This window comes from Pseudomonas sp. MCal1 (assembly GCF_026341415.1).
Classification (GTDB): domain Bacteria; phylum Pseudomonadota; class Gammaproteobacteria; order Pseudomonadales; family Pseudomonadaceae; genus Aquipseudomonas.
In genome coordinates this window covers 195,492-219,985 of sequence record NZ_JAKUMP010000006.1, presented here as the reverse complement: position 1 = coordinate 219,985, position 24,494 = coordinate 195,492, and the positions used below count along the sequence as shown (strand labels likewise).

The window sequence follows — 24,494 nt, the reverse complement described above, 5'->3', positions numbered from 1 at the left end:
CGGCGGCGCGGTTAAAGGCGCCGCCCTTGCCAGCGATCAAGCCCGATCACCAGCAACGCCATCAGCACAAAGCCCAGCAGAATCCCCCCGGCATTGACGAACACCTGTGGATAACCCAGCAGCGCCACGTCAATGAACGGATAGGCGTAAGCCCCCAGCAAATGCCCGCGCAACAGCGCATAGGCGAAGTACACCAGCGGATAGATCAGCCACAGCGGCAGGTGCTTCAGACGCAGGGTGCCCTTCGGCACACACAACCACCAATAAGCCAGAAACAGCAGCGGCATCACGTCGTGCAGCAATTCGTCAGCGATAAACTGCCAGCCCTGCGGATGCCACAGATGTCTCAGCAGAATGCTGTAGGCCAGGCCCACCACCGCAATGCTGACGGCAATCCCGCTGCTGACCCGGGGTTGCACAAACCACTGGCGCGCAGCGGATTCGCGATGGGTCACCGCGCAGGTCAGCACCACCGCCACCAGGGTGTTGGTGATCACGGTGAAGTAGCTGAAGAAACTCACCAGCCCGCCCAACAGGCTGGCGCCGACACTCAGCCGTGCGAAGAAAATCAGGTACAGCTGAATCCCCAGCCCGGCCCAGCCCAGCACCGCGGCCGAAGTGATCAGGCGTCGCCGCCATAGGGCGTTCATCTCAGAGCGGTCGCTTGGTGCGCATCAGCTTCACGTACAGACGCTCAACCTTTTCCCGCGCCCATGGCGTCTTGCGCAAAAAGGTCAGGCTCGACTTGATGGTCGGATCGCTCTTGAAGCAGCGGATGTCGATGCGCTCGGCCAGGCCCGACCATTCGTAGTGGGTTACCAGTGCATTGAGGATTTGTTCGAGGGTCACGCCGTGCAGCGGATCGGGATTGTGGTCGTTCATGCCGGGCCTTTGGGCGAAGTGAAAATGCAGAAGCCGCGCACCTTAGCCGAGGGGCAGAGCCGGTGGAAGGCCTTCCTTCAAATGTAGGTGAACCGCACAAGATCGCAGGCTCCATCATCCCGGGCAATGTGATCGATTGCCGCACTGTTACCGAATCCGAAAGGGTTCATGTCTGCAAAAGCACTTTGTGTTTTTGTAACAGGACATTATCCTGCCGCCCTTCTGCTGAATCGCTTCACTGCCTGCGTCAAATCGTAGCGGCCAGCCTATCCCCCAAAAAGATCAAGAAAGACCTATTCAATGCCCGATTTTCCGCTCTCCAGAGACAGCGCTATCTCAACCCTGCGCCTGATCGGCGGCTGCACCGCCCTTGGCCTCGCCACCTGCACCCAGGCCGCCTCGGCCTTCGACAGTGAATCACCGTGGATGCTCGGTGACTGGAACGGCACCCGCAGCGAACTCTCGGCAAAAGGCATCGACTTCAAGCTCGACTACACCGGTGAAATGGGCAGCAACCTGCACGGCGGCTACGACCACGACCGCACCGCGCGCTACAGCGACCAATGGGGCCTCGGCACTCATCTGGACCTGCAAAAACTGCTGGGCTGGGATGACGCAGAATTCCAGCTGACCGTGACCAAACGCAGCGGCAACAACATCAGCAACGACCGCATCAACGACCCGCGCGTCGGTGGCTTCACCTCGGCCCAGGAAGTCTGGGGCCGTGGCCAGACCACCCGCCTGACGCAGATGTGGTACCAGCAGAAATTCTTCGACCAGAAACTCGACATCAAGGTCGGCCGCTTCGGCGAAGGCGAAGACTTCAACAGCTTCCCGTGCGACTTCCAGAACCTGGCGTTCTGCGGCTCGCAGGTCGGCAACTGGGTCGGCGGCATCTGGTACAACTGGCCGGTCAGCCAATGGGCAATGCGCGTCAAATATCACCTGACGCCGGAGCTGTACGCGCAAGTCGGCGCCTATGAGCAGAACCCGTCGAACCTCGATCGCGGCAACGGCTTCAAACTCAGCGGCAGCGGCACCCAGGGCGCGATCCTGCCGATCGAACTGGTATGGAAACCAAAGCTCAACGGCCTGCCGGGCGAATACCGCGCCGGTTACTACTACAGCAACGCCAAGGCCACCGACGCCTATAAAGACAGCAACGGCCAGCCGGCGGCCCTGAGCGGCGAAGCCTATCGCAGCGCTTCAAGCAAACACGGTGTGTGGCTCGGCGTGCAGCAGCAGATCACCAGCGTCGCCAGCGACAACTCTCGCGGCTTAAGCGTGTTCGCCAACGGCACGATGCACGACAAGAAGACCAACGCCATCGACAACTACGTCCAGGCCGGCGTGGTCTACAAAGGCCTGTTCGACGCCCGCGCCAGGGACGACATCGGTTTCGCTCTGGCTCGGGTTCACGTCAATCCGGCCTATCGCAAGAACGCCGAAGCGACCAACCAGGCCCGCGCCGTCTACGACTACGACGATCCGTCCTACCTGCCGCCGCAGGACACCGAATACAGCGCCGAACTCTATTACGGCGTGCACGTGACGAACTGGCTGACCGTGCGCCCGAACCTGCAATACATCCGCCATCCGGGCGGCGTGGACAAGGTCGATGACGCGCTGATCGGCGGGATCAAGATCCAGTCGTCGTTCTGATCGACACCGCCTTGCACGAAATTTAGCTAGCTACACAAGTTTTACTTGAACCATGCCCACGCCAAATCGTCATCTACAGTGACTACAGCGCGGGACTACATAAACGTCACGGAGAATCACACTATGAGCACTGAAGGTGCTTCGAGTCGAAGCCGTCTTCTGCCGAACCTGCTCGGCATTCTGCTTCTACTGATGGGCCTGGCCATGCTGGCCGGGGGAATCAAGCTGAGCACGCTCGGCGGCTCGCTGTACTACCTGCTGGCCGGCATCGGCATCACGCTGACCGGCATTCTGATGTTGATGCGCCGTCGCGCAGCACTGGGCCTGTACGCCATCGTGCTGTTCGCCAGCACCGTCTGGGCGCTGTGGGAAGTCGGCCTGGACTGGTGGCAACTGGTGCCGCGCCTGGCGCTGTGGTTTGTCCTCGGCTTCGTGATGCTGCTGCCGTGGTTCCGTCGTCCGCTGTTGCTCGCAGGCCCTGCGCCGATGGGCACCGGTGGTTTGACCGTGGCCGTGATTCTGGCCGGCGTCACCGCTCTGGCCAGTCTGTTCACCCACCCGGGCGAAACCTTCGGCGAACTGGGTCGCGACACCGCCGGTACCACCAGCACCGCGCCAGCCATGCCCGACGGCGACTGGCAGGCCTATGGCCGCACCGAGTTCGGTGATCGCTACTCGCCTCTGAAGCAGATCACCCCGGCCAACGTCGGCAAGCTGCAAGAAGCCTGGCGCATCCAGACCGGCGACCTGCCGAGCGCTGATGACCCGGTCGAGCTGACCAACGAAAACACCCCGCTGAAAGCCAACGGCATGCTCTACGCCTGCACCGCCCACAGCAAAGTGCTGGCGCTGGACCCGGACACCGGCAAGGAACTGTGGCGCTTCGACCCGCAGATCAAGAGCCCGGTCGGCTTCAAGGGCTTCGCCCACATGACCTGCCGTGGCGTGTCGTACTACGACGAAGCCGCGTACGCCAAGTCGCAAAACGCTGCGTCCGCCGTCATCTCCGAGGCCGGCAAAGCCGTCGCCCAGGCCTGCCCGCGTCGCCTGTACCTGCCGACCGCCGATGCCCGCCTGATCGCACTGAACGCCGACACCGGCAAGATCTGCGAAGGCTTCGGCACCAACGGTGTGGTTGACCTGACCCAAGGCATCGGCCCGTTCACCGCCGGTGGTTACTACTCCACCTCGCCAGCCGCCATCACCCGTGATCTGGTGATCATGGGCGGCCATGTCACCGACAACGAATCGACCAACGAGCCATCGGGCGTGATCCGCGCCTTCGACGTGCGCGACGGTCACCTGGTGTGGAACTGGGACAGCGACAAGCCTGACGCCACCGAGCCTTTGGCCCCGGGCGAGACCTACAGCCGCAACTCGGCCAACATGTGGTCGCTGGCCAGCGTCGATGAAAAACTCGGCATGGTTTACCTGCCACTGGGCAACCAGACGCCAGACCAGTGGGGCGCCGACCGCACCGCGGGCGCCGAGAAATTCAGCGCCGGCGTCGTCGCCCTGGACCTGGCCACCGGCAAAGTGCGCTGGAACTACCAGTTCACCCACCACGACCTGTGGGACATGGACGTCGGCAGCCAGCCAACCCTGCTGGACATGAAAACCGCCGACGGCATCAAGCCTGCACTGATCGCCCCGACCAAACAGGGCAGCCTGTACGTCCTCGACCGTCGTGACGGCACGCCGATCATCCCGATCCGCGAGATCCCGGTTCCGCAAGGCGCCGTGAAAGGCGACCACACCGCCCCGACCCAGGCCCGTTCGGACCTGAACCTGCTGGCCCCGGAACTGACCGAAAAAGCCATGTGGGGCGCCAGCCCGTTCGACCAGATGCTGTGCCGCATCCAGTTCAAGGAACTGCGCTATGAAGGCCAATACACGCCTCCGTCGGAACAGGGCAGCCTGATTTATCCGGGTAACGTCGGCGTGTTCAACTGGGGCGGCGTATCGGTCGACCCGGTTCGCCAGATGCTGTTCACCAGCCCGAACTACATGGCCTTCGTCTCGAAAATGGTGCCGCGCGAAAAAGTCGCCGCCGGCAGCAAGCGCGAGAGCGAAACCGCTGGCGTGCAACCGAACACCGGCGCGCCATATGCGGTGATCATGCACCCGTTCATGTCGCCACTCGGCGTACCGTGCCAGGCCCCGGCCTGGGGCTACGTCGCCGGTATCGACCTGACCACCGGCAAAGTCGTCTGGAAACGCAAAAACGGTACCAGCCGCGACAGCTCGCCAATCCCGATCGGCTTCACCCTGGGCGTGCCAAGCATGGGCGGCTCGATCGTCACTGCCGGCGGCGTCGGCTTCCTCAGCGGCACCCTCGACCAGTACCTGCGCGCCTATGACGTGAACACCGGTAAGGAACTGTGGAAATCGCGTCTGCCGGCCGGCGGCCAGGCGACCCCGATGACCTACACCGGCAAGGACGGCAAGCAATACGTTCTGCTCGTTGTCGGCGGTCACGGTTCGCTGGGCACCAAGATGGGTGACTATGTGATTGCGTACAAACTGCCGGAATAAGTTTTAGCGGCGGTAAAAGCAAAGGCGACGCCCTGCCAAGGGTGTCGCCTTTTTTGTGGGCGCCAATCGCCAATCGATATAAAAGACTGTCAACTCTGACAGGCGCGGTTCTGCTCATTTGCTCCGATCATCAACCCTGAGAAGCGGTTGAATCATGGAGCCAGCGATGCCCGCCCCCCACCACTTTGGCAACCACTGGATCGAGTCTCTGGTCAACGGACAGACCCGGCTCCATCAGTTGCCCGCACACCTTGCGCCCGATGAAGCCAACCTGATACGACGCGAGGCCCTGCAACGAATCAACGGGTCGTCCCTGCAGGCGATCGGCGAATATCAGCACGACGCGCGACCGGTTCATTGCGAGAACCGCATCGGCTCCATACAGATTCCGCTGGGCGTAGCCGGACCGCTGCTTGTCAAAGGCCAGGCCATTACGGCTCAGGAACCGGTCTATGTGCCCATGGCCACCACCGAAGGCGCGCTGATCGCCAGCACCTCGCGCGGTTGCCGCGCCTTGCATGCCGCCGGCGGCGCCGTAGTGCGGGTCGAGGACGTGGGCATTACCCGCGCGCCTGTGTTTCGCACCAGCGGCATTGAACAGGCCCAAACCTTTCTCGCCTGGATCCGCGACCACTACCCGCAGATCAAGCAATGTTGCGAGCAGGACAGCCACTATCTGCAATTGCAGGAAATCGTGCCGGCAGTGGTCGGCAGAACGATTTACCTGCGTTTTCGCTTCCACAGCGCCGATGCCATGGGCATGAACATGGCAACCCTTGCCTGCGACCGAGCGATTATCCAGTTGATCAGCCCGGAAACAGGCGTGCCCTGCATCAGCATCTCGGGCAACTATTGCACCGATAAAAAAGCGGCAATGGTCAATTTCCTCAACGGACGCGGCCAGCGCATTCATGCCGAAGCCCACCTGAGCGCCGACATCCTGCGCGATATTCTCAAAACCAACTCCACCGACCTGTGCGAACTGCAATACCGCAAGAACCTGCTCGGTTCCGCCATGGCCGGCGCCATCGGCCACAACGCCCATCACGCCAATATCCTCGCCGCGTTTTTCATCGCCACCGGTCAGGATGTCGCTCAAGTGGCTGAAAGTGCGGTAGGCATTACGTGTATCGAAGCCTGTGAACACGGAGCCATTTACGCCTCGGTCCTGTTGCCGGACACGCCGTTGGGAACAGTCGGCGGCGGTACCGGGTTGTCCACCCAGCGCGAAGCCCTGGCCTTGATGGGGATCGTCCCGGGCAGTAAAAAGCCAGGCGTCGATACCCGGCGGCTGGCGGAAATTCTCGGTGCGCTGGTACTCGCGGGGGAACTGTCGATCATGGCCGCCCAAGCCTCGCATCAGCTGGTTTCAGCCCATCAGCGATTGGGGCGCTGAGCATGCCCGTGATCCATGCCAGAGCGCCCGGCAAAATCATCCTGATGGGGGAACATGCCGCGCTGCATGGATGTCCGGCCATTGCCTGTGCCGTGGGGCTTTACTGCAACGTGTGGATATCCCCGCACGAGAGCCGGCAGATCGACGTGCAACTGCCCGACCTTGCGTTCCAGCACCGCTATGACCCCGAGCAATTGGCCGACTACATCCGCCATGTTCGTCTGGCCTGGGCGCATTATCGGCGCGGCCCGAGTACCTCCAGTTTTGCGCGACTCAACGTCAGCGCCCCCGACCACCTGATCAAATGCGCCATGGGTGAAATCCTGCTGCGACTCGCGCCCGCCAACTGGCAGGGCTTTGTCCTGCGGGTGCAATCACAGATTCCGACCGGCGCCGGCTTCGGCAGCTCCGGCGCACTGGCCGTCACGCTCATGGCTGCACTGTCGCAGCTGTTCCGGCTGACAGAAGCCGATTGTCCGCTCGAACAGTTGGCCCTGGCGCTTGAACGCTATCAGCACGGCGAACCTTCGGGCATCGACCACAACACCAGCCTGCTGGGCTCGGTTGTCATAGGCCGGCATGACGCGCAGGGCCCGTTCAATCTGCTCACGCTACCCGACAGCCCTGTGCTCCTGCCGCCCGGCACGTTGCGAGTGTTCAACACCGGAACCGCCCGCGAGAGCACCGGCCAAGTCATCGCCGCCACCCGATACCGGCTCGAAGGCGCCAACAATCCATTACTGGCCAGCATGCAACGCAATACCGAGCGTTTCTGTTCGCTGCTGCAACAATCGCGACCGATGCCGGAAACGCTTCGTGCGGTGATACGCGATTACCAGGCGGATCTGGAAAAGCTGGGCGTCGTCCCCGCCGCCGTCGCCCGCTTGATTCGCTCGATAGAAAACGCAGGAGGAGCAGCCAAAATCTGCGGCGCGGGAGCCCTGACCGGTCACCAGGCCGGGGCACTGCTGGTGATGGGCGCAGAAGAGGTGCCGCAGCTTTCGCGGTATCAGCGAATCGACGCACCGCTCGCGGTGGCGGGACTCGAGATCATCCGTTCATGAATCGCACCAGCGTCTCGTCCCCGGCCAACATTGCACTGATCAAGTATTGGGGCATGCGCGACGCTCACAACACCTTGCCCAATAACGCCTCGCTTTCGATGACCCTGAGCCGCTGCGTCAGTATCTGCACGCTGGCGCCATTGCCCGGTGGCTCGGCCGATGAATTTCTGTGGAAAAACAGGCAAGGCACACTGGTACCGGCCGACCCCACCCTGCGCGCCGGGATCGAACATCACCTGCACGCCTTGCGCGAACATTTCGATCACTGGCAACCGCTACGCATCGCAACCACCAACAGTTTCCCGACCGGCGCCGGCATCGCCTCGTCGGCAGCGGGTTTCAGCGCACTTGCAGCGGCATTTGCCGTGTATCGCGGACACTCGCTGACGCATCCCACCCTCAGCGATCTGGCGCGCCTGTCCGGCTCCGGCTCGGCGGCGCGCTCGGTCTGTGGTGGTTTTGTGCAGTGGCCCGGCAATGCGCAGCTGCTTTCGGGGCCGGCCCTGCAAATCGCTCCCGCACGCCACTGGCCACTGCATGATCTGATCGCCGTGGTCGATGCCCGACACAAAACCGTCAGCTCCCGCCAGGGTCATCTGCTGGCCACCAGCAGCGAGTTTTATCCGACCCGTTTGAAGCTGCTGCCGGAGCGTCTGGAACAAGTGCACCGCGCCATTCTCGAACGCGACTTCACCCGACTGGCCGATGCCGTGGAGCGCGAAGCCATCGAACTGCACCTGATCGCCATGACTTCGCAGCCACCGGTTTTCTATTGGCATCCGGCGACACTGGCCGTGCTGGAACAGGTCCGCCAACTGCGTCGCGAAGGCCTGGACGTCTGCGCCACCCTCGACGCCGGCCCCAACGTACATGTGCTGTGCACGCCGCAACATTCCCCCCGCGTGTTTGCTGCACTGCGCAAACTGCCTGACATCCAGCGCTGGATACTCGATAGAGCGGGCGACGGGCCCCGGCGGCTGGAGCAGCATCTGTTTTGAAACTTGCGTCCTACAGACGGGGTGTTTTTTGGGGATGATTCCGACAAGTCGCGTCGGTTGTCCCTAGGAAACGGGGTGGATAGGCTTTCAGGGTCGCTGAAACATTCAGCGATGGGGCGTCGCGGCCCGATAACTGATGCATAATCGCCAACCTCACGGCACCCCGGTGCCTGTTGTTTGTGTCATGGCGGCTGTGCGCGGGATACCTTCTCTGGAGGTATGCCGATTCCTCAGTTATCGGTCCGCGAACCCGCGTACAGCTGCCACCTCAGATTGCGTCGCGGCAATCGAAGGCAGCTCCAACTTCACCAACTGAGTATTCACCATGAAAAAACCAACACCCAATCCCCCCGAATCAAACGACGCATCGCCCTACGAATCGCCAGATTCCAAAAAACTCCACGAAGCCGCCGAGCGCGCCCTCGACCATTACCTGAAACCCAACGCCACCACCCTGCGCTTCCATAAACCCAGCACCATGTTCCAGGTCGCCCCCGATCAGGACAGCGAAAGCCTGCTGGTGCACGCCTGCGAATCACTGGCACAGGCCAGCCTCATGACCAGCGACATCGCCGCACACATCGACCTCCCGCAGCGGCGGACGATTCTGGCCATTCAGCAAATCATCATGCTGGCTGAACTGGCGGTGAATCGGGTGCTGGATAATGTTGAGGTCGATCGGTATCCAACCTGATTATTGAAAATACCGCTGCGCGAAGAAGGGCTTGTGGTGCGTTCTGCCTGAGGCACCACGAGCCCTTCCGACCGTCAAATCCGTTGTTTTTTGACAATGTCCGGAGCCAGCCGGTTTTTAACTCACCTTGATCATTTGCAGATCGTGCTCAAGCATACCGATCAAGCTCTGCAGGTATTTGAATCCCTTATCTTTTTTCCCCCAGCGATCAATGAACAGCAAGCCGTGATCGTTGACCTGGATCGGTGTCTCGACGATTTCACCGGTCCTGGATTTATGCACCAGACGGAGCGCACCCGTGTCTGAACTGTCGATCATGAACATCCCGGCACCGGTCAGTTTGCTGCGGCTGACAGACTGCACCGGGACTGGTTTTTTCCCTCCGGCGACGGCCACCTCCATCAAGAAATCGCTGCGCAGGGCGCGGGTAGTGGTTCCCATCCTGCCGGCCACAACTTCCCACCCCCCGCGATGGATACCTTTGGCCAGTTCCGGAGCGGTGTCGCGCACATGGAGACTGACTGCCGAGAGGGTATCCGCCAGCCCCGGTACACCCAGGTTGTAATTGGTGTGGGCACTGCCGATCAGGGCCACCCATTTATGCGGTCCGTGTGCCAGTTGGTCGGCTTTGATCACCTGAGTGGCGAAATAGCTGAACATCTCGTTGCGAGAAATATCGGTGTCACGCAAGCCCTTGACGTGGTACGACGCCGTGCAATCGAGTGCCCTGATACGGATGTTGTACTTGGCCGCCGCCTGACAGACCTCTGTGTACGTATCGTTACCGGCATGGGTGGGCATCTGGCCACGGTCCTGAACGCGCAGATAAGCCTTCAGTCGGTCCGGCATGCGCTGTGTCCGGTAAAAAACATCCAGGTCAGCCTGATGCAGATCGGTGAACAGATGCTCCATGTACAGCGTGTCATACCCGGCTTGCTTGAGCGCCTTCATGTGTTTTTTCAGCAGCACTTTGCTCGATACGTCGCTATGGGCCTCGCCGATCAGCAGGTTCAAGCGTCCGTCAGCCAACTGCCGCAAAAAACCTTCGAATGAGGTGTCTGAGGTGATTGTCGGGAGCCTGGCAGCTGCGGGGGGAGTGTACTGAGCAAAAGTGTCCCGGGCTTTTTTCCCGAGACGCTCGCGGTTGGTGATGAACGCATCATGCGCCGGTCTTTCTTTAGGTGCGGACGGGGAATAACGTGAATCCAAGGCATGGCGTTGGTGCAACATGTTCGCGATATCGTCACGCAGGGAGGCCGGGATATCGTAGTCGCTGAAATGCTCGACAACAGAAGCAATCGGAGCGGGCCTGGAGACGGGCTGGGGAGCCTTATACGCCGTCGGCCATTGCACACGATAATCGCCCTTGGCAGCCGCATCCCCCGCGTTTGTCCCGGCCGAATCGAGGCTGATACGTGCTGACTGATCCAGGGCAACGTCTTCTACACGCACGGCGACAGCAGCATGCAGGTCAGCCAGGCCAGGGGTTTTGTCGGAGGTGCACATGCGTGATTGTTCAGTGAGAACCACCCAGCGCTCCTCGGGCGCATCGGCGATATCGGCGGCCAGCGTCTTGTGTGAATAGAAATTTCTGATGAGGTTGCTTCGAGGGGTTAATGGCGAGACATCGGCCAGGACCAGAGCCCCGTCCAGGTTGTAGCTGGTCGAAGCATCCAGCGCATGGATTTTCAGACCTTTTTCGCGAGCCGCACGCACCAGTGCCAGATACGAGTGTGGTGCGTCTTTCTCATGTCCCAGTGCACGGTCGACGGCTTCAAGATGAGTTTTGATGTGCTTCCAGGTTCCACCCTTGTTCATTTTTGCCAGCTTGACATTGAAGACATCACCCGCCAGGTATTCCACGTAAAGCCGCTTGTAGCCGTGACTGACGAGTGCGTCCAGATTATCGATCAGCAGTTGTTTGCTGGCGATCGAATCGGGCCGGGCGCCGATCACCAGATTTTTCCCTTTGACAGTATCGCTGCCGATCAACCGGGCAAATGACAGGTCGCCGGCGACTGCCGGGACTTCGGCGCGGGCTGCCAGCGGGGCAAGTCCGGCGAAATGAGCAGTGGCGTCTGCGCTGAGCTTTTCGACCTGCTTGAGGTATGCGGTGCGTGTCGAGGCAAGCTCATGGGCGGCGCCTTCCATGACGACGGCGGGCGTGATGGCTATATCGTCCTGACTGCGCAGGAGGATGTTCTGCCGGGTTTGCGGATTCATCACCGTTTCGATGCGTTCCCGGTACTTGGGCTCTACGCCATAGTCCTTATACGGTCCGGGGGGCTCTGGTACAGGCTCATACTTGGGCGCTCCACCGACCATGCCACTACGTACCAGAACGCCATCGGAATTGCGCACGGTCAGAATGCCGGTAGAAACGAGTTCGCTGGAATCCGGCTTGAACCGATAGAGCAAATAACGACCGAGTTCGTCAGGACTGTTCCTGGTATAGAACAGTTGGTTTCTGAAAGACACCACATGCATGTCTTTCAAATGAGGTTGGGGTGCCACGTCATCAATCACGGCCATGACATGTTCCAGTTGATTTCTGGCGCTGGCACTGGAGAGGCGTGGCAGCAAAAGACTGCGTGTGGGTTTGAGCGGTTTCAACATCGGACGCAGGTCGGTCAGTACCGCCCCGGCACTGTTGAACAGATAGCCGAGCCAATGCTCAAAAGCTTCACCGTGGTCACCCTGGCGATAGGCGTGCAGGGCGAGCATGCCGTCCTTGAAAGCCAACAACAGACCGCTACTCAGGCTCAGCAGCGGGAACGGCGCAGTGGCAATGGCGGTGAACAGTTCGACAGTGATCCATACCAGACCGGCGATCATTCCGGCACGGCTGGTGGTGGTCGCGTTAACGTCGTCGATCCGACGTTGCAGCTTCATGTTGTAAAGGGCAAAGCGCAGATCACTGACTGCCGCGACCGCGTGGGTCGAGTCGTAACGCGCAGGGCTGGGTGTCGTTTTATTGAGGCCTGCGGGCAGCTCCTTCCTGATATTTTCAAGGTACTTGCTTACACGGGGCCGGGCGCTGACGCTGACTCGCGAGACCAGGTATTCGAGCATGCCGGACAGCTGTTTAAGCAGGTAGTTGAACAGCCGCGCCTCGCGAAAAACCACGCCGTCGGGCGCATCGGGTGTGTAGAGCAGGACCGGGTTGTCGCCGTGGCTGAACAGCCACGTATCGATCACCCACTCGCCGTCGATCATCAGACGGTGAAGCGCATAATTGGTGCGCGTGGCACCTGAAGTCTCACCCATACTGTCAATACTGCGCTCCAGCCATTGCAGGTCATGACTGGCAATATGGCCTTGCAGCTGGCACTCCAGCGCGGCGTTTTTCATCTGGAGCCGGGTAATCGCCAGGGTCGCATTACGCCTGAAGTCATAGCCTTCGCTTGTCGAACTTTGCAGCTCGGCCTTGACTTTGTCGATGTAGCGTTGGCCGATCCATACACCGGTGACCGAACGCGCGACATTCTCTGCGGTCAGGTTGCTGATATCGATCCCCTGCGGACCTCTGAAGCGCGCCGAGCGGGAAAATTTTTCATCGAGAAAACCGACGCCGTCGGCGTAACCGTCGCGATAAAGCTCCGTGTACGTCAAAGGTGTCGGTGTCCACGAGGGCATGATGGAGGTCGGCGAGAATGCCCAGACGGTATCCGGGTCGACATCGTTGGCCGTGCGTTTGAGCAAGCGATTCAAGCTTATTTTTGCTTGCTCGTGCACATAGTCATCAAAGGTCGGAAAGCGACTGCCCGACAAGGCGTGGCTAATGAACGCACGCAAGACTCCGTCGGCGCCTTCGCCATGGGTCGTCAGTTTCCGGCGGTTGACGGAGGTGGTCGAGCGATACCACAACGGTGTACTGAAATCGTAGTCGTCGGTCCGTGTAGCGAGCATGTGCCTGGCCATCGCACCAAGGCAATCAAGATGACTGCCGTGAGCGAACGTGACCTTGTGATGCTCGTGCGCCTCTGGCTTGAAACTCAGTCCGGACAACACCTGGCGCACCTTCTGGCGAAAACGCATGGGCGCGCGACGGATCAGATAGCCGGCCATGCTGTCGGCGACACTTTGCCGGGCCCAGCCAAGCAAGTGAGTCTGGCATTCGAGCTCACTGTCGAAAGCCTGGAATTGCTGCTCTCGCGGCGCCTCTGGCGTACACAGCAACAACCGTTTGATCGCGCCGCCGTCATCGTTCTGGCACAGCACCCACAAGTCCTGTAACTGTGCGCCGTGCAGCGACACGGTGGCGGCGCGCAGGCGGGAATCGCGGCCGTCACGCAGGCGCTGGATCAGTTGCAGGTCACTGTCGAGCAGATGCCCTTGCAGCACTGCCGTGTGAGCGAGGGCGACGATACGGTGATCGAGCATCTGCTCGATGGCGGACTTGATCGCAGGCCTGGCCTGTAGCGCTTTTTGCAAGTCATAGAAATCAGTTCGAGGCTGCAGTTCCAGGGCTTGCTTGATCAGCCACGCTGGTGTCACGTCAGCGTAGGCTGGTGGCAAAGGCTCGTCATTGTAAGTGAGGGTGGTGTGCTTCAAAAACGCCGAGTCCGGTAATTCATCGCCGGTGTGCGGGCCGCGCAAGGTCAGCTCAAGCAAACTGCTTTGTTGCACATAATTACCGTATCCCGGTACTTGACGAACGGTGGATAGGCTTAATTTTTCGGGCTCGATATCGTCGATTTCCAGATCTTCGCTCAGGCGCTCCAGCCATTGCTGGCGGGCCAGGGCCGTCAGGCTGCCTGCCGGTCCCATCAGGTCGAGCAGGTGTTGCCGCCTCTGCTGGTAGTTGCGCAGGTGCTGCGTCAGTGCGTTTTTTTGCGCAGTGCTGGCGCTCCGATACCAGTGCGGTGCGCTATCGCGCAGATGGCGTTCGAACAAGGATTGCGCGCGCAATTCCATACGCGACGTGAGATCCGGCAATGCGGCGGCAATTGCGCGCTCCAGGGCCGCGAGCAATAGCGTGGGGTCTTGCAGCGGGTTATCGGAGAAGCTCAAGGCGCGCTCGATATCCTGCGTACGTTTTTCGATCAGCGCATCGTAGATGTGTTCGAACAAGGGCTTGCTGTCGATCGGTACGAGCGACAGCGGCCAGATACCTGCTGCGCCCACAGCGTGATAGCGCGTCGGCAGCATGTGCATGAATTCTTGGCTTGCACTGGCCTGGTTCAGTGACGCGCGCAACTGGTTGTCGAGATCAGCCAGGGAATTGAAGAATTCGATGCCCCTTGCGGGGGTGAACAGCAACGCGTAACCCATGCCTTGGTCTGTCTGCAGATCCTTGACCTGGCGGGTGTTTTTTTCCGTGACGAGGAAGGCGCCGGCCAGCTCGACGATGGTGTCCTGGTAGCTGAACTGCAGCGCGTAAGTGGCTGGACGCAGCATAGGTACCCTATTGAGTTTTTGGAGAAGCTCGCCGGCTTGCGGGTGCAGCAGGCGGTCGCTGACGGCTTGCCTTGCTTCGTTGCCGATGGCGGTGAAGCCCGCGTCATATACGAGGAAGCTTTTTGCCGGTTTGCCGTCGATGCGGTCGCGCATGTCCATGCCGGCCAGTTGGCTAGCCAGTCCGTTTTTCAGCGTTGCGATCAACTTTTTGCCGTCGGCGCTTTTCAGATCGCTGTTTTCCACCACCTGATACAGCGCGCGACTGCGTTGCAGGTAGCTTGTACGGTAGGTTTTCAGTTGCTCATCGAGGCGTTTCAGGAAGGCCTGTTCGCTGGTCGGTTTCTGTTCGGGAAGCAATGGGGTTTGGGTATTGAACAAATAATGGGCGATCACGTTGAGATCGTTTTTGATCTCTTCGGGGGTGGTGATACTCATTGGCACACGTCCATGTTGAGAATGAGGGCGCAGCATGGCGAAGGGCAGTCCTGACAAGGTGGTACACATACACTTCCAGACGAGGTCCTAAACCTGTCAAAGCCCTGAACACACAACCAGAAACACCCACCCCATTGAAACCACCAAAACCCTGCCCCATCTAACAGCCATACCCCATTGCGCAGGTGCCCCATGAGCGACCAGCAAGAATTCCCCGAGAACCCCGACGACATCACCGAAACCGACGCCGAACACATCGAACACCACGTCCCTGGCAAAGGTCTGGCCCTGCCCGGCCAGAACCTGCCGGACAAGGTGTATATCATGCCGATCCACAACCGCCCGTTCTTCCCGGCTCAGGTCCTGCCGGTCATCGTCAACGAAGAACCCTGGGCTGAAACCCTCGAACTGGTCAGCAAATCCGAACACCACTCCCTGGCCCTGTTCTTCATGGACACGCCCCAGGAAGACCCGCGCCACTTCGACACCAAGGCACTGCCGCAATACGGCACCCTGGTCAAGGTGCACCACGCCAGCCGCGAAAACGGCAAACTGCAATTCGTCGCCCAGGGCCTGAGCCGCGTCCGCATCAAGACCTGGCTCAAACACCACCGCCCGCCGTATCTGGTGGAAGTCGAATACCCGCACCAGCCCACCGAGCCGACCGACGAGGTCAAGGCCTACGGCATGGCGCTGATCAACGCGATCAAGGAACTGCTGCCGCTCAACCCGCTGTACAGCGAAGAGCTGAAGAACTACCTCAACCGCTTCAGCCCCAACGATCCGTCGCCGCTGACCGACTTCGCCGCCGCCCTTACCTCGGCGACCGGCAATGAGCTGCAGCAAGTGCTCGACTGCGTGCCGATGCTCAAGCGCATGGAAAAAGTCCTGCCGATGCTGCGCAAGGAAGTCGAAGTTGCGCGCCTGCAGAAAGAAATCTCCGCCGAAGTGAACCGCAAGATCGGCGAGCATCAGCGCGAGTTCTTCCTCAAGGAACAGCTCAAGGTCATCCAGCAGGAACTCGGCCTGACCAAGGACGACCGCAGCGCCGACCTCGAACAGTTCGAGCAGCGCCTGGAAGGCAAAGTCCTGCCGACCCAGGTGCAGAAGCGTCTCGAAGAAGAGATGAACAAGCTGTCGATCCTCGAAACCGGATCGCCGGAATACGCGGTCACCCGCAACTACCTCGACTGGGCGACCTCGGTGCCGTGGGGCGTGTACGGCGAGGACAAGATCGACCTCAAGCACGCGCGCAAGGTGCTGGACAAACACCACGCCGGCCTCGACGACATCAAGGACCGGATCCTCGAATTCCTCGCGGTCGGTGCCTACAAAGGTGAAATCAGCGGCTCCATCGTGCTGCTGGTCGGCCCGCCGGGCGTGGGTAAAACCAGTGTCGGCAAATCGATCGCCGAATCGCTCGGCCGGCCGTTCTACCGTTTCAGCGTCGGCGGCATGCGTGACGAGGCCGAAATCAAGGGCCACCGCCGCACTTACATTGGTGCGCAGCCGGGCAAACTGGTGCAGGCGTTGAAAGACGTCGAAGTGATGAACCCGGTGATCATGCTCGACGAGATCGACAAGATGGGCCAGAGCTACCAGGGCGATCCAGCCTCGGCGCTGCTGGAAACCCTCGATCCGGAACAGAACGTCGAATTCCTCGACCACTATCTGGACCTGCGGATGGACCTGTCGAAAGTCCTGTTCGTCTGCACCGCCAACACTCTGGATTCGATTCCCGGCCCGTTGCTGGACCGGATGGAAGTGATTCGCCTGTCGGGTTATATCACCGAAGAAAAAGTCGCCATCGCCAAGCGTCACCTGTGGCCGAAACTGCTGGAAAAGGCCGGCGTGTCCAAGGGCAGCCTGAGCATCAGCGACACGGCGCTCAAGGCCTTGATCGACGGTTACGCCCGTGAAGCCGGCGTGCGTCAGCTGGAAAAACAGATGGGCAAACTGGTGCGCAAAGCGGTGATGAAGCTGATCGACGACCCGAAAGCGGTGATCAAGATCGGCCCGAAAGATCTCGAAGCGTCCCTCGGCCATCCGGTGTTCCGCAACGAACAGGTGCTGTCCGGCACCGGCGTGATCACCGGCCTGGCGTGGACCAGCATGGGCGGCGCGACTCTGCCGATCGAAGCCACGCGCATTCACACGTTAAATCGTGGTTTCAAACTCACCGGGCAACTGGGCGATGTGATGAAGGAATCGGCCGAGATCGCCTACAGCTACGTCAGCTCGCACCTCAAATCCTTCGGTGGCGATACGAAATTCTTCGATGAAGCTTTCGTCCACCTGCACGTGCCGGAAGGTGCAACACCGAAAGACGGCCCGAGCGCCGGCGTGACCATGGCCAGTGCCTTGCTCTCCCTCGCTCGTAACCAGCCGCCGAAAAAAGGCGTGGCGATGACCGGTGAATTGACACTGACCGGGCATGTACTGCCGATTGGCGGGGTGCGCGAGAAGGTGATTGCGGCGCGGCGGCAGAAGATTTTCGAGTTGATTCTGCCGGAGGCGAATCGCGGCAACTTCGAGGAACTGCCGGATTACCTGAAAGAAGGCATCACCGTGCATTTCGCCAAGAAGTTTGCGGATGTGGCGAAGGTGCTTTTCTAACCCTCCCCTGCTGATCATTCCCACGCTCCGCGTGGGAATGCATCCTTTGACGCTCTGCGTCACGCTTGCAAAGGACGCAGAGCGTCCCGGGCGGCATTCCCACGCGGACGGTTCGACGCCTCGACGTGGGAACGATCACGCCAAGCCTGGCGTTGTCACACTTTGTCTCATCTTCAGTTATGCTCGCCGTTCGTCGCCAACGCCGGAGCCTCTGAATCCATGTCCCCCCTTCGCCTGTTTGTCCCCCTGTCTCTCGCCCTGCTGGCCGCCTGCGCCACGCAACCGAAAACCAACGTGACCGTGGAAAAACAGAGCGAATGCCCGGTGCAACTCACCAATGGGCAAAACCTGATCGTCATGCTCCCGAGCAACCCCACCACCGGCTACCGCTGGGCTATCCAGGATTCCGCCGGCGGGGTATTGCGCGCCCTCAGCCCCGAGGTCTATAGCAATCCGGAAGATGCTGGCGTGGTCGGCGCGGCCGGTCTCTCGACCTGGCGCTTCCAGGCTTTCGCCACCGGCACCGGTCGTCTGCGTCTGACTTCACAGCAACCATGGGCACCGGAAGTGTTGCCGGTGGAAACCTTTGACTGCGCCATTTCGGTGAACTGATCGTGGGCTGGCTGATCCTCGCGCTGATGGGCGCCGTGACTTTTCTCTACGGCGTCAGTACCCACGCGGCGTTGCTTTGCCTGCTGGTCAAACCGCTGCCGGTGCTGGCATTGCTCGGCTGGTTGCACGATGCGCCGCCGAGCGAATATCGCCGCTGGATCAGCCTCGGACTGATTTTCTCGTTGATCGGCGATGTGCTGCTGGCGTGGCCGGGGGATTTGTTCGTCTTCGGCCTGGGTGCGTTTCTGGTCGCGCATCTTGCGTATCTCAAGGCTTATCTCAGTGATTGCCGGCGCCTGGCATTGCTGCCGCTGATCCTGGCGCTCAGCGTCGGCGCCGTGCTGTTGGGCATTCTGATTTCCAGTGGACTGGGTCCGTTGACCGTGCCGGTGATCGTTTACGGCACCGCCATCAGCGCCATGCTCTGGCGCGCCCTGGCCCGGCTCGGCAGCGGCGTGCCGCAGCGCTCGGCATTGCTGGCGGCGGGTGGTGCAGTGGCGTTCGTGTTTTCTGACAGCGTGATCGGCATCGATCGTTTTGTCGCACCGTTCCACGCTGCTCCGTATGTGATCATCCTCAGTTACTGGCTGGGGCAGTGGGGCATCGCCGCCTCGGCATTTTCCCAGAGCAAACGTCCGGCCCTTTGACCCGGCGGTTTATCAGACAACCCGCGCATCTGCGCGCCAGTTTGGCTAAAATGCCGGCCTTTTCATCGACACCGCCGGAACCGCCGTGAGCAAAGAACCCGATCGCATTTTCGCCCAGCCGATGGCCCAGGTGCCTGACTTCGCCTTCAACGAAGACGTGGTGCGGGTGTTCCCGGACATGATCAAGCGTTCGGTGCCGGGTTACCCGACCATCGTCGAAAACCTCGGCGTGCTCGCCGCGCAGTTCGCCCGGCCGAACAGCGTGCTCTACGACCTCGGCGCCTCCCTCGGTGCGGTAACCCAGGCCCTGCGCCGGCACGTGCGCACCGACGGTTGCCGGGTGATCGCGGTGGATAACTCGGCGGCGATGGTCGAGCGCTGCCGCGAATACCTCAACGGTCAGGATTCGATGTTTCAGGAGTTGCTGCCAGTGGAGGTGATCGAAGGCGACATCCTCGCCCTCGATTTCAAACCGGCCTCGGTGGTGGCGCTGAACTTCACTCTGCAATTCATCGCCCCGGATCAGCGCACCGCGTTGCTGTCGCGCATTCGCCAATCGTTGCTGCCGGGTGGCGCGCTGATTCTGTCGGAGAAGCTGCGCTTCAACGATGCCGAAGAACACGCGCTGCTCACCGATCTGCACGTCGCATTCAAACGCGCCAACGGCTACAGCGAACTGGAAATCGCCCAGAAGCGCAGCGCCATCGAAAACGTCATGAAGCCCGACAGCCTCGAAGAACACCGCGAGCGCCTGCTGGCGGCCGGGTTCTCGAAAGTCGTGCCGTGGTTCCAGTGTCTTAACTTTGCCTCGTTGATTGCCTTGCCATGATTGATCTGTCTCCCCTCGCCCGCCGTCTGGCCGGTACGCCGCTGGCCGAATGGGCCAACACCCTGCAAGTGCAGCTCGACAAGAAAATGGAGAAAGGCCACGGCGATCTGGAACGCTGGCAAAGTGCGCTGGACGCTTTGCCGAAGCTCCAGCCGACCGAAGTCGACCTGCTCGACGGCCTGAAGCTGGACACCGATTGCGACGACGCAACCCGCGCACAGATGCGCACCGCACTGATGGGCCTGTCGCCGTGGCGCAAGGGGCCGTTCGATCTGTTCGGCGTGCATGTCGACACCGAATGGCGCTCGGACTGGAAGTGGTCGCGGGTTTCTCCGCATCTGGACCTGAAGGGCAAGCGCATCCTCGATGTCGGTTGCGGCAACGGCTACTACATGTGGCGCATGCTCGGCGCCGGTGCCGACAGCGTGATCGGCGTCGATCCGAACTGGCTGTTCTTCTGCCAGTTCCAGGCGGTGCAACGTTATCTGTCAGAGCCGAATGCCTGGCACCTGCCGTTCCCGTTCGAAGACCTGCCGCCGAACCTGGAAGGCTTCGACACGGTGTTTTCCATGGGCGTGTTCTACCACCGTCGTTCGCCGATCGAGCATTTGCTGGCGCTGAAGGATTGCCTGGTGAAGGGTGGCGAACTGGTGCTGGAGACATTGGTGGTCGAAGGCGACAAGCATCAAGTGCTGGTGCCGGAAGACCGTTATGCGCAGATGCGCAATGTGTGGTTTTTGCCATCGGTGCCGGCGCTGGAACTGTGGCTGCGGCGCGCGGGTTTCACCGATGTGAAATGTGTGGATGTGAGCACCACCACCGTCGAAGAGCAGCGCGGGACCGAGTGGATGAAGTATCAGTCGTTGAGCGACTTCCTCGATCCGCAAGATCACAGCAAGACGATCGAAGGGCTGCCGGCGCCGATGCGCGCCGTCATCGTCGCGAAGAAGTAACGACCCCTTCCAGACACTGCAAAAAATTGTGGGAGCTGGCTGGCCAGCTCCCACAGGGTTTGATGTTGTGCTTCAGTCTGCGGGTTTCGCCCGCCGCGCCCTGAAGAACTCGGTCAACACCGCCCCGCACTCCTGCGCCAACACCCCACCTTCATACAGCACTCGATGGTTGAGAAAGCCCTGAGTGAAGAACTGCGCCTGACTCTGCACAATCCCGGCCTTGGGCTCCAGCGCGCCGTACACCACCCGCGCAATCCGCGAATGCACGATCAGCCCGGCGCACATGCTGCACGGTTCCAGCGTCACGTAGAGCGTACTGCCCGGCAGGCGATAGTTGCTCACAGCCTGAGCAGCGGCGCGGATCGCGACCATTTCCGCATGAGCACTCGGGTCACTGGCGCTGATCGGGCAATTGAAGCCGCGACCGATAATCTCGCCATCCTGCACCAGCACCGCGCCCACCGGCACTTCGCCGAGGGCTGCGCCTTGGGCCGCCAACGCCAGGGCTTCGCGCATGAAGTCGCGGTCACGGCTGCGGTCGATGATCGCCGCGGGGCGAATCTGGCGCATCACTTCACCTCGATGGCGGCCATCAGGCCGGTTTCCATGTGGTCGATCACGTGGCAGTGGAACATCCACACGCCAGGGTTATCCGCCACCAACGCCACTTGCGCGCGCTCGTTTTTGCCCAGCAGATAAGTGTCGGTGAAGTACGGCACGATCTTGTGCCGGTTCGACGCAATCACCTTGAAGCTCATGCCGTGCAGGTGGATCGGGTGCTGGTACTGGGTCATGTTCTTCAGTTCGAAAATATAGCTCTGACCCAGTTTCAGGCTGGCGATCGGCCGGTCGGCGCAGGTCTTGTCCGTGATGTCCCAGGCCTTGCCGTTGATCTGCCACAGGCTCGGCGGCTTGCCGTTATCAACATTCACCGACACAGAACCGACCCATTCGAAATTGAAGTTGAGTTTCTCGGCATTGGCCAGGTCCGGCTCGGCCACCGGGTTGGCCGGCAGTGCGTTCGGCCAGTCGGTCGGCGCGTCATTGTTGGCTACCGAACGCAGAGTGCCCAGGCGAACCGGGCCATTGCGCAGCGACAGTTCTTCACCGGCCGGCGGCGCCTTGATCGCCAGACAGATGCGCATGCCCGGGCCGAGCCAGTATTCCTTGCCCAGCGGGCGCGGCTCGACCGGGTTGCCGTCCAGCGCATAAATCTGCGCTTCGACGCCGGGAATATTGATGCGATAGGTCAGGGTATTGTCGAGGTTGAGCAGGCGCACGCGGGTGATCTGCCCCGCCGGCAACTCGATCACCGGCGAAGGCACGCCGTTGATGGTCGACAGCCTTCCTGCCGTACCGCCACGGGCTGCTTCGCGCGGAATGCTGAACTCGACGAAGTTGCCCTCGTCGTCGATGTGCCAGTTCTTCAGGCTCAGGGTCTTTTCGTACTTGAACCCGGTCGGCTCGCGCTCCTCGACAATCAACGGCCCGACCAGCCCGCGACCGAGTTCTTCGCTGCTGCTGACGTGCGGGTGATACCAATAGCTGCCGGCGTCCGGCACACGGAATTTGTAATCGAAGTATTCGCCCGGCAGCACCGGCAATTGCGACACATACGGCACACCGTCCATTTCCAGCGGCAGGCGGATGCCGTGCCAGTGAATGGTGGTCGCGACCGGCAGATGATTGATGAAGCGAACCCGCAACCACTCGCCCTGACGCACGCGCAATTCGGTGCCCGGCGCCGACGGACCGAACGCCCACGCCTCGGTCTTGTGCCCCGGCACCAACTCGACATCCAGTGGCGCGGCGATCAGCTCGTAGTCATGCCCCGCATCGGCATCGGCCATCTTGCCCAGCCAGTAACGCGACGCGCCCCCCGCTCCCACGCCAACGACAACAAGACCGGCCAGGCCACCGAGGATTTGGCGACGGGTAAAGGACATGAACTCAACTACCTCACGTATCTGCGGCGGGCCCGCAGGCCCGTAAAGGGCGAATACGATACACCTGCAATTGAGAAAGAAACAGCAACGCGGCCGTGACCACAGGCCGCAGGGGCATGAATCCAGTGGACGACACAAATGCAACAAGCCGTGTGAACTCACGTTCACACGGCTTTTTCATCCAGCATTCAAACCATTACGGCCTGCGTGGGATCACTCCCACTCAATGGTCGCCGGCGGCTTGCTCGACACGTCGTAAGTCACGCGCGAAATACCTTCGATTTCATTGATGATGCGGCCGCTGACAGTTTCCAGCAGTTCGTAAGGCAGGTGTGCCCAACGCGCGGTCATGAAGTCGATGGTTTCCACGGCACGCAGGGCCACGACCCAGGCGTAACGACGGCCATCGCCGACCACGCCAACCGATTTCACCGGCTGGAACACGACGAAGGCCTGGCTGACCTTGTGGTACCAGTCGGCCTTGCGCAGTTCTTCGATGAAGATGTGGTCGGCGCGACGCAGCAGGTCGGCGTATTCCTTCTTCACTTCACCGAGGATCCGCACGCCCAGGCCCGGGCCCGGGAACGGGTGGCGGTAGACCATGTCGTACGGCAGGCCCAGTTCCAGGCCCAGACGACGGACTTCGTCCTTGAACAGTTCGCGCAGTGGCTCGACCAGTTTCAGGTTCATTTCTTCCGGCAGGCCGCCCACGTTGTGGTGCGACTTGATCACGTGGGCCTTGCCGCTTTTCGCGCCAGCCGACTCGATCACGTCCGGGTAGATGGTGCCCTGGGCCAGGTACTTGATGTTTTCCAGCTTGCAGGATTCGGCATCGAACACGTCGATGAAGGTGCGGCCGATGATCTTGCGCTTCTTCTCCGGATCGGCTTCGCCGGCCAGGTTGTTCAGGAACTGCTCTTCAGCGTTGGCGCGGATCACCTTGACGCCCATGTTCTCGGCGAACATGGCCATCACTTGCTCGCCTTCGTGCAGACGCAGCAGGCCGTTATCGACGAAGACGCAGGTCAGTTGATCGCCGATGGCCTTGTGCAGCAGCGCCGCAACTACCGAGGAATCCACACCGCCGGACAGGCCCAGCAGCACGTTGTCGGTACCGACCTGTGCGCGGATGTTGGCGATGGCGTCTTCGGCGATCTTCGACGGAGTCCACAGGGCTTCACAGCCGCAGATGTCGAGAACGAAACGCGACAGGATGCGACCGCCCTGCTTGGTGTGGGTCACTTCCGGGTGGAATTGCACGCCATAGTAAGCACGCTCGTCGTTGAACATGCCGGCGATCGGGCAGCTCGGGGTGCTGGCCAGAATGTGGAAATCGCCTGGCATTTTGGTGACCTTGTCACCGTGGCTCATCCACACGTCGAGGCCGAACAGGCCGTCGGCGTCGATGTGGTCTTCGATGCCGTCGAGCAGGCGGCTCTTGCCGACCACGTCAACGCGGGCATAACCGAACTCACGCAGTTCGGAGCCTTCAACCTTGCCGCCCAGCTGCTCGGCCATGGTCTGCATGCCGTAGCAGATACCGAAAACCGGTACGCCCAGATCGAACACCGCTTGCGGGCAGCGCGGGCTGTTGGCTTCGTGCACGGACTCGGGACCGCCGGCGAGGATCACGCCTTTTGGCGCGAATTCGCGGATCGCATCCTCGTCCATGTCGAACGGGTGCAGTTCGCAGTACACACCGATCTCGCGCACGCGGCGTGCGATCAGTTGGGTGTATTGCGAACCGAAGTCGAGGATCAGGATGCGGTGAGCGTGAATGTCGAGGGCCATGATTCAGTCTCGTCTAAGTAATTCAGAAACAGTC

The 24,494-nt window shown here is 60.9% G+C and carries 17 protein-coding genes; 11 read left to right on the top strand and 6 right to left on the bottom strand.

What is annotated here, in order from left to right; translation table 11 throughout:
- Positions 1–11: 11 nt before the first annotated feature.
- Both MKZ87_RS12465 and MKZ87_RS12460 read right to left on the bottom strand, forming a co-directional pair.
- On the bottom strand, positions 12–650 hold the full coding sequence (locus MKZ87_RS12465) for a Pr6Pr family membrane protein (protein ID WP_085699775.1): 639 nt from the start codon (positions 648–650) through the stop codon (positions 12–14).
- 1 nt (position 651) lies between these two features.
- Complete coding sequence (locus tag MKZ87_RS12460) at positions 652–882, bottom strand: VF530 family DNA-binding protein (protein WP_007956650.1); 231 nt, start codon at positions 880–882, stop codon at positions 652–654.
- Between the two features lie 300 nt (positions 883–1,182).
- Here MKZ87_RS12460 and MKZ87_RS12455 point away from each other — a divergent pair, with 300 nt between their 5' ends.
- The 6 genes from MKZ87_RS12455 (at position 1,183) to MKZ87_RS12430 (ending at position 9,231) form a co-directional block, all read left to right on the top strand.
- Positions 1,183–2,544, top strand: a complete 1,362-nt coding sequence (locus tag MKZ87_RS12455) for a carbohydrate porin (RefSeq protein ID WP_234205925.1) — start codon at positions 1,183–1,185, stop codon at positions 2,542–2,544.
- A 123-nt stretch (positions 2,545–2,667) separates the two neighbouring features.
- A complete protein-coding gene (locus MKZ87_RS12450) occupies positions 2,668–5,079 on the top strand; it encodes a glucose/quinate/shikimate family membrane-bound PQQ-dependent dehydrogenase (RefSeq protein ID WP_085701746.1) in 2,412 nt (803 codons plus the stop codon).
- Between the two features lie 166 nt (positions 5,080–5,245).
- A complete protein-coding gene (locus MKZ87_RS12445; protein WP_227233445.1) occupies positions 5,246–6,475 on the top strand; it encodes a hydroxymethylglutaryl-CoA reductase in 1,230 nt (409 codons plus the stop codon).
- 2 nt (positions 6,476–6,477) lie between these two features.
- Positions 6,478–7,539 (top strand): mevalonate kinase, encoded by a 1,062-nt coding sequence (locus tag MKZ87_RS12440; protein WP_266200989.1) that lies wholly within the window; start codon positions 6,478–6,480, stop codon positions 7,537–7,539.
- Positions 7,536–8,537 (top strand): diphosphomevalonate decarboxylase, encoded by a 1,002-nt coding sequence (gene mvaD, locus MKZ87_RS12435; RefSeq protein ID WP_266200988.1) that lies wholly within the window; start codon positions 7,536–7,538, stop codon positions 8,535–8,537. The genes MKZ87_RS12440 and mvaD overlap by 4 nt, the downstream gene beginning before the upstream one ends.
- Positions 8,538–8,862: 325 nt before the next feature.
- Positions 8,863–9,231, top strand: a complete 369-nt coding sequence (locus MKZ87_RS12430) for a DUF6124 family protein (protein WP_085701750.1) — start codon at positions 8,863–8,865, stop codon at positions 9,229–9,231.
- A 117-nt stretch (positions 9,232–9,348) separates the two neighbouring features.
- On the opposite strand, the gene MKZ87_RS12425 is transcribed toward MKZ87_RS12430, so the two are convergent.
- Positions 9,349–15,066, bottom strand: coding sequence for a membrane-targeted effector domain-containing toxin (locus MKZ87_RS12425; protein ID WP_266200987.1), 5,718 nt, complete (start codon positions 15,064–15,066; stop codon positions 9,349–9,351).
- Between the two features lie 192 nt (positions 15,067–15,258).
- Here MKZ87_RS12425 and lon point away from each other — a divergent pair, with 192 nt between their 5' ends.
- The 5 genes from lon to cmoB all read left to right on the top strand — a co-directional run bounded on the left by lon (position 15,259) and on the right by cmoB (position 20,723).
- Complete coding sequence (gene lon, locus MKZ87_RS12420) at positions 15,259–17,682, top strand: endopeptidase La (protein WP_085699790.1); 2,424 nt, start codon at positions 15,259–15,261, stop codon at positions 17,680–17,682.
- Between the two features lie 219 nt (positions 17,683–17,901).
- On the top strand, positions 17,902–18,294 hold the full coding sequence (locus tag MKZ87_RS12415) for a protease inhibitor I42 family protein (protein WP_085699792.1): 393 nt from the start codon (positions 17,902–17,904) through the stop codon (positions 18,292–18,294).
- A gap of 2 nt (positions 18,295–18,296) precedes the next feature.
- Positions 18,297–18,941 (top strand): lysoplasmalogenase, encoded by a 645-nt coding sequence (locus tag MKZ87_RS12410; RefSeq protein ID WP_176247694.1) that lies wholly within the window; start codon positions 18,297–18,299, stop codon positions 18,939–18,941.
- 121 nt (positions 18,942–19,062) lie between these two features.
- The gene (cmoA, locus tag MKZ87_RS12405; RefSeq protein WP_234206556.1) at positions 19,063–19,770 is read left to right on the top strand and encodes a carboxy-S-adenosyl-L-methionine synthase CmoA; all 708 of its coding nucleotides are present in this window, start codon (positions 19,063–19,065) and stop codon (positions 19,768–19,770) included.
- Entirely contained in the window at positions 19,767–20,723 is a 957-nt protein-coding gene (cmoB, locus tag MKZ87_RS12400) for a tRNA 5-methoxyuridine(34)/uridine 5-oxyacetic acid(34) synthase CmoB (protein ID WP_085699798.1), read from the top strand. The genes cmoA and cmoB overlap by 4 nt, the downstream gene beginning before the upstream one ends.
- Before the next feature lie 72 nt (positions 20,724–20,795).
- On the opposite strand, the gene tadA is transcribed toward cmoB, so the two are convergent.
- The 3 genes from tadA to guaA all read right to left on the bottom strand — a co-directional run bounded on the left by tadA (position 20,796) and on the right by guaA (position 24,460).
- The gene (tadA, locus tag MKZ87_RS12395; RefSeq protein ID WP_266200985.1) at positions 20,796–21,293 is read right to left on the bottom strand and encodes a tRNA adenosine(34) deaminase TadA; all 498 of its coding nucleotides are present in this window, start codon (positions 21,291–21,293) and stop codon (positions 20,796–20,798) included.
- Positions 21,293–22,669 (bottom strand): multicopper oxidase family protein, encoded by a 1,377-nt coding sequence (locus tag MKZ87_RS12390; protein WP_266200983.1) that lies wholly within the window; start codon positions 22,667–22,669, stop codon positions 21,293–21,295. The genes tadA and MKZ87_RS12390 overlap by 1 nt, the downstream gene beginning before the upstream one ends.
- 213 nt (positions 22,670–22,882) lie before the next feature.
- Positions 22,883–24,460, bottom strand: a complete 1,578-nt coding sequence (guaA, locus tag MKZ87_RS12385; RefSeq protein WP_085699807.1) for a glutamine-hydrolyzing GMP synthase — start codon at positions 24,458–24,460, stop codon at positions 22,883–22,885.
- Positions 24,461–24,494: the final 34 nt, after the last annotated feature.

What these genes read in the sequence shown, in the direction of transcription:
- MKZ87_RS12465 (WP_085699775.1), bottom strand. Translation starts at nt 650, where the DNA reads ATGAACGCCCTATGGCGGCGACGCCTGATCACTTCGGCCGCGGTGCTG.
- MKZ87_RS12460 (WP_007956650.1), bottom strand. Translation starts at nt 882, where the DNA reads ATGAACGACCACAATCCCGATCCGCTGCACGGCGTGACCCTCGAACAA.
- MKZ87_RS12455 (WP_234205925.1), top strand. Translation starts at nt 1,183, where the DNA reads ATGCCCGATTTTCCGCTCTCCAGAGACAGCGCTATCTCAACCCTGCGC.
- MKZ87_RS12450 (WP_085701746.1), top strand. Translation starts at nt 2,668, where the DNA reads ATGAGCACTGAAGGTGCTTCGAGTCGAAGCCGTCTTCTGCCGAACCTG.
- MKZ87_RS12445 (WP_227233445.1), top strand. Translation starts at nt 5,246, where the DNA reads ATGCCCGCCCCCCACCACTTTGGCAACCACTGGATCGAGTCTCTGGTC.
- MKZ87_RS12440 (WP_266200989.1), top strand. Translation starts at nt 6,478, where the DNA reads ATGCCCGTGATCCATGCCAGAGCGCCCGGCAAAATCATCCTGATGGGG.
- mvaD (WP_266200988.1), top strand. Translation starts at nt 7,536, where the DNA reads ATGAATCGCACCAGCGTCTCGTCCCCGGCCAACATTGCACTGATCAAG.
- MKZ87_RS12430 (WP_085701750.1), top strand. Translation starts at nt 8,863, where the DNA reads ATGAAAAAACCAACACCCAATCCCCCCGAATCAAACGACGCATCGCCC.
- MKZ87_RS12425 (WP_266200987.1), bottom strand. Translation starts at nt 15,066, where the DNA reads ATGAGTATCACCACCCCCGAAGAGATCAAAAACGATCTCAACGTGATC.
- lon (WP_085699790.1), top strand. Translation starts at nt 15,259, where the DNA reads ATGAGCGACCAGCAAGAATTCCCCGAGAACCCCGACGACATCACCGAA.
- MKZ87_RS12415 (WP_085699792.1), top strand. Translation starts at nt 17,902, where the DNA reads ATGTCCCCCCTTCGCCTGTTTGTCCCCCTGTCTCTCGCCCTGCTGGCC.
- cmoA (WP_234206556.1), top strand. Translation starts at nt 19,063, where the DNA reads ATGGCCCAGGTGCCTGACTTCGCCTTCAACGAAGACGTGGTGCGGGTG.
- cmoB (WP_085699798.1), top strand. Translation starts at nt 19,767, where the DNA reads ATGATTGATCTGTCTCCCCTCGCCCGCCGTCTGGCCGGTACGCCGCTG.
- tadA (WP_266200985.1), bottom strand. Translation starts at nt 21,293, where the DNA reads ATGCGCCAGATTCGCCCCGCGGCGATCATCGACCGCAGCCGTGACCGC.
- MKZ87_RS12390 (WP_266200983.1), bottom strand. Translation starts at nt 22,669, where the DNA reads ATGTCCTTTACCCGTCGCCAAATCCTCGGTGGCCTGGCCGGTCTTGTT.
- guaA (WP_085699807.1), bottom strand. Translation starts at nt 24,460, where the DNA reads ATGGCCCTCGACATTCACGCTCACCGCATCCTGATCCTCGACTTCGGT.